Here is a 3373-nt window from a genome sequence, read left to right on the forward strand (position 1 = left end):
CTTTGAAGTGATGCTGATTGCATCCTACGTTTTAATTACGCTTGGGGGAACAAGGGTACAGCTTCGTGAGTCGATTAAGTACGTGCTTATTAACGTGTTGTCGTCGTTTCTGTTTCTTGTTGCGATTGCCTATTTGTACGCGATCATGGGTACGTTAAATATGGCCCATCTCTCTCAACGGGTAGCTGAGGCTGGACAAGACGGATTGCTGACAACCGTGGCAATATTATTCTTAATTGTCTTTGGACTAAAAGCGGGCCTCTTACTCTATTATTGGCTACCAGGCTCCTATAGTGCTCCGCCAACTGCCGTAGCAGCGATTTTTGCGGCGCTTTTAACCAAAGTGGGGATCTATGCGATTTTTCGTATGTTCACCCTCGTGTTTTACCATGAACCGGGAGTTACCCACATGCTGATTGCAATCATGGCAGGCTTGACGATGTTGTTAGGCGGCATCGGGGCAATGGCCTATTGGGACATACGAAAAATTTTAGCGTATAACGTCATTGTAGCTGTTGGCTTAATTCTTTCAGGGCTCGCTGCCTTTACGTCGGCTGCAGTTATTGGTTCGATTTATTATCTGATTCATGACATGATTGTCAAAGCACTCATTTTCCTTCTAGGAGGAACAATGATTGTGCTTGTGGGCACGAGCAAGCTGAAAGAAATAAGTGGGCTCATCCGCAATCATCCATTGTTAGGCTGGATGTTCTTCATTGCTGCGTTATCACTAGCAGGAATTCCACCGTTAAGTGGTTTTATTGGCAAAGTGTTTATTACACAAGGAACCTTTGAAGCAGGGCTCTACTGGCTTGGAGGTATTGGTTTACTCACAAGCTTAATGGTGCTTTATTCATTAATGAAAATATTCATGAATGGCTTTTGGGGTGAAACGAATCTCAGTCTAGACATGGAGAAGGGAACAACGTCAGGGCTCCTGCTCCCAATTGGTCTGTTAACCGTCATGACGATTGCCCTCGGTTTGGGTGTAGAAGGCATCAACCTTTATGTGGAGCAAGCTGCGGAGGGCTTAATGAACCCGAATCTATATATTGAAGCGGTCCTTAACGGTGATTCTTAATATCGATCATCGTTGTATCGTACTTTTTCCCGAGATTTTAATGACAGAGAGGTGATCCAATTGCCCGTTCAAGTTTTAATTAATCTCGCCATCGCATTTTTGTGGATGAATCTTCAGGATGAATTTAGCATCCTTACCTTTACATCTGGGTTCCTAGTGGGAATTGCGATTATTTATAGCTTACGTCGTTTTTTTCCAACCCCTTTTTATATGAAGACGGTCATCGCGGTGGTGAAGCTGTTTATCCTTTTTATCAAAGAATTAATTTCTTCGAGTGTCCTTGTTATCAAACAGGTGCTGCAACCGAAGCTGAGCATTACTCCTGGGGTGTTTTCCCTTGAGACAGAACTAAAAGGTGATTGGGAAATAACGCTGTTATCCTTATTGCTAACGCTCACACCAGGCTCCGTCGTTTTAGAAGTTTCTCCTGAAGGAAATGTTCTTTACATCCACGCCATGGATATTCCTGAATCAAGAGATGTGGTTATTAAAGCGAAGGAAATGTTTGAGAAAGCAATTATGGAGGTGACACGGTAATGTTTCAAACCATAATGTTCATTTCTCTCGTGCTTTTGTCTCTGTCGATTGTGGTTGGGCTTTACCGCGCCATTAAAGGGCCTTCTACACCAGATCGCGTCATGGCCTTGGATACGATTGGAATCAACATGATTGCAGGTGTCGCTATCCTATCGATTGTGATGAACACGTATGCCTTTTTAGAGGTGATTTTGTTAATTGGTATTCTCGCCTTTATTGGGACGATTGCCTTTTCAAAATTTATTGAAAGGGGTGTTGTCATTGAACGCAAGCGTGATGAGTGAAGTTATTGCCTCGATTTTAATTCTAATTGGAACGGCCTTAAGCCTATTAAGCGCGTTTGGGCTGATTCGATTACCTGATTTGTATACGCGCTCCCATGCGGCGACAAAGAGTGCCACATTAGGCGTGCTTTGTGTCTTGCTCGGAACGTTTTTCTACTTTTGGCTTGCTGAAGGATTTTTAAGCATTCGTTTGCTCCTTGGAATCTTTTTCGTTTTCTTGACAGCCCCGGTAGCTGGTCATTTAATTTGTCGAGCAGCCTATCGCTCTAAGGTTGAACTTACAAAAGAAACCGTCCAAGACGATTTAAAAGAAGTATTGGAAAAAGGTGAAAAAGGCCGAGCGTAATGGGGGTCAGGGCAAAAAGGGTCGTTGCCGTTTTGCACCGGGACAAAAGGGTCAGAGCAGTTTTGCTCTGACCCTTTTGTGTTCGTCCCTTCCACCTTTGCGTCCTGCTTCCTCATCACTCATCTTCCCATTATTATTGTTGTTGTTTTTGTTGTTTTGGTTTCTCGCCATTTGAAAGACATCTTTCGTAAGATTTACTTATTGTTTACCTTAAATCGCTTTTGGACAAACAGGTTTTACGATGTAAGAATGCATGATTATCTAAAAAGAAAATCGCAGAATGTTGTGAAAATAAGAAGTTTGAGCCTAGTTAAAAACGTTTAATAGTAAAAGGTTAAAGAGATAGGGAGCAACGCTCATTCCCTTTCTTACTTTCTTACTTCCTTAAAAAAAATTCACTTATTTTACAACTAAAGGTTTCAACTGTGGAAATGTAGGTTATTCAATCTAAAGAGGAGACTAAAAGGAGGAATTGAAATTGGCAATGAATGAGAATTCTGAAGAAAGAGTAGACAAGACATTAGACAGCATGAGTGAGGAGAAAAAAGAAAGCATTCTTGCTGATTTTGACCATTTCAAAGGCTACCTTCAGGACAAAATGGCGATGGGCAAAAAAATGGGTTTACAAGAAGAGCAGCTTGCCCAAACAGCTGAGAAAGTAGGAGATTATTTAGCAAAGCATGAAGAACCGAAGAACAGGGAGGAACAGCTGCTTCAAGAGCTTTGGAAAGTTGGGAATCAGGAAGAACGCCACAAGCTTGCCCACATGCTAGTCAAATTAGTCGATAGCGAGTAAAAAGGATAAGGAGACCTTGCTCCAGCTACTATACTTCAAATTTCAAGTATAGTAGCTGGTTTGTGATCAGTGCGTTTTAAGCTCTCTCGATCCAAAAGATATCGTCAACACGTAAACATCAACAGACCAGCCACTAAACGAAGCAGCACAAAACAATTAGGTTCTGTAAGCGTCGGTCGACTAAAAGGTATAGCCTAATCATCCGATTCGATTATCTTAAAATAAAGGGGCTAGCAAGTCAATGAATGAGGAGTTACATATAATTGGGAAGACAATCATCGAAAAAAAATATGAAATTGTAAAGGAAGTTATTAAACAGCAAGAGGAGG

Annotated in this window: 5 protein-coding genes; all 5 read left to right on the forward strand. The window is 41.7% G+C overall.

From position 1 onward, the window contains the following. Nucleotides 1-1081: proton-conducting transporter transmembrane domain-containing protein (locus tag BLT_RS0101415; RefSeq protein ID WP_017726050.1), on the forward strand; the 1081-nt coding region annotated here is incomplete at its 5' end. A gap of 60 nt (nucleotides 1082-1141) precedes the next feature. Beyond that, nucleotides 1142-1618, forward strand: a complete 477-nt coding sequence (locus tag BLT_RS0101420) for a Na+/H+ antiporter subunit E (RefSeq protein WP_017726051.1) — start codon at nucleotides 1142-1144, stop codon at nucleotides 1616-1618. Next, the gene (locus BLT_RS0101425) at nucleotides 1618-1902 is read left to right on the forward strand and encodes a Na(+)/H(+) antiporter subunit F1 (protein WP_017726052.1); all 285 of its coding nucleotides are present in this window, start codon (nucleotides 1618-1620) and stop codon (nucleotides 1900-1902) included. Before BLT_RS0101420 ends, BLT_RS0101425 begins: the two co-directional genes overlap by 1 nt. Next, nucleotides 1895-2248, forward strand: coding sequence for a Na+/H+ antiporter subunit G (locus tag BLT_RS0101430; RefSeq protein ID WP_017726053.1), 354 nt, complete (start codon nucleotides 1895-1897; stop codon nucleotides 2246-2248). The genes BLT_RS0101425 and BLT_RS0101430 overlap by 8 nt, the downstream gene beginning before the upstream one ends. A gap of 484 nt (nucleotides 2249-2732) precedes the next feature. Continuing rightward, entirely contained in the window at nucleotides 2733-3044 is a 312-nt protein-coding gene (locus BLT_RS0101440) for a DUF3243 domain-containing protein (RefSeq protein WP_026104927.1), read from the forward strand. Nucleotides 3045-3373 lie beyond the last annotated feature (329 nt).

This window comes from Halalkalibacterium ligniniphilum (genome assembly GCF_000334155.1).
In the GTDB taxonomy this organism is placed as follows: Bacteria; Bacillota; Bacilli; order Bacillales; family Bacillaceae_D; genus Halalkalibacterium; species Halalkalibacterium ligniniphilum.

Excerpts from the sequence above, each read along its gene's own strand:
- BLT_RS0101425 (WP_017726052.1), top strand. The coding sequence starts at position 1,618 with ATGTTTCAAACCATAATGTTCATTTCTCTCGTGCTTTTGTCTCTGTCG.
- BLT_RS0101430 (WP_017726053.1), top strand. The coding sequence starts at position 1,895 with ATGAGTGAAGTTATTGCCTCGATTTTAATTCTAATTGGAACGGCCTTA.
- BLT_RS0101440 (WP_026104927.1), top strand. The coding sequence starts at position 2,733 with ATGAATGAGAATTCTGAAGAAAGAGTAGACAAGACATTAGACAGCATG.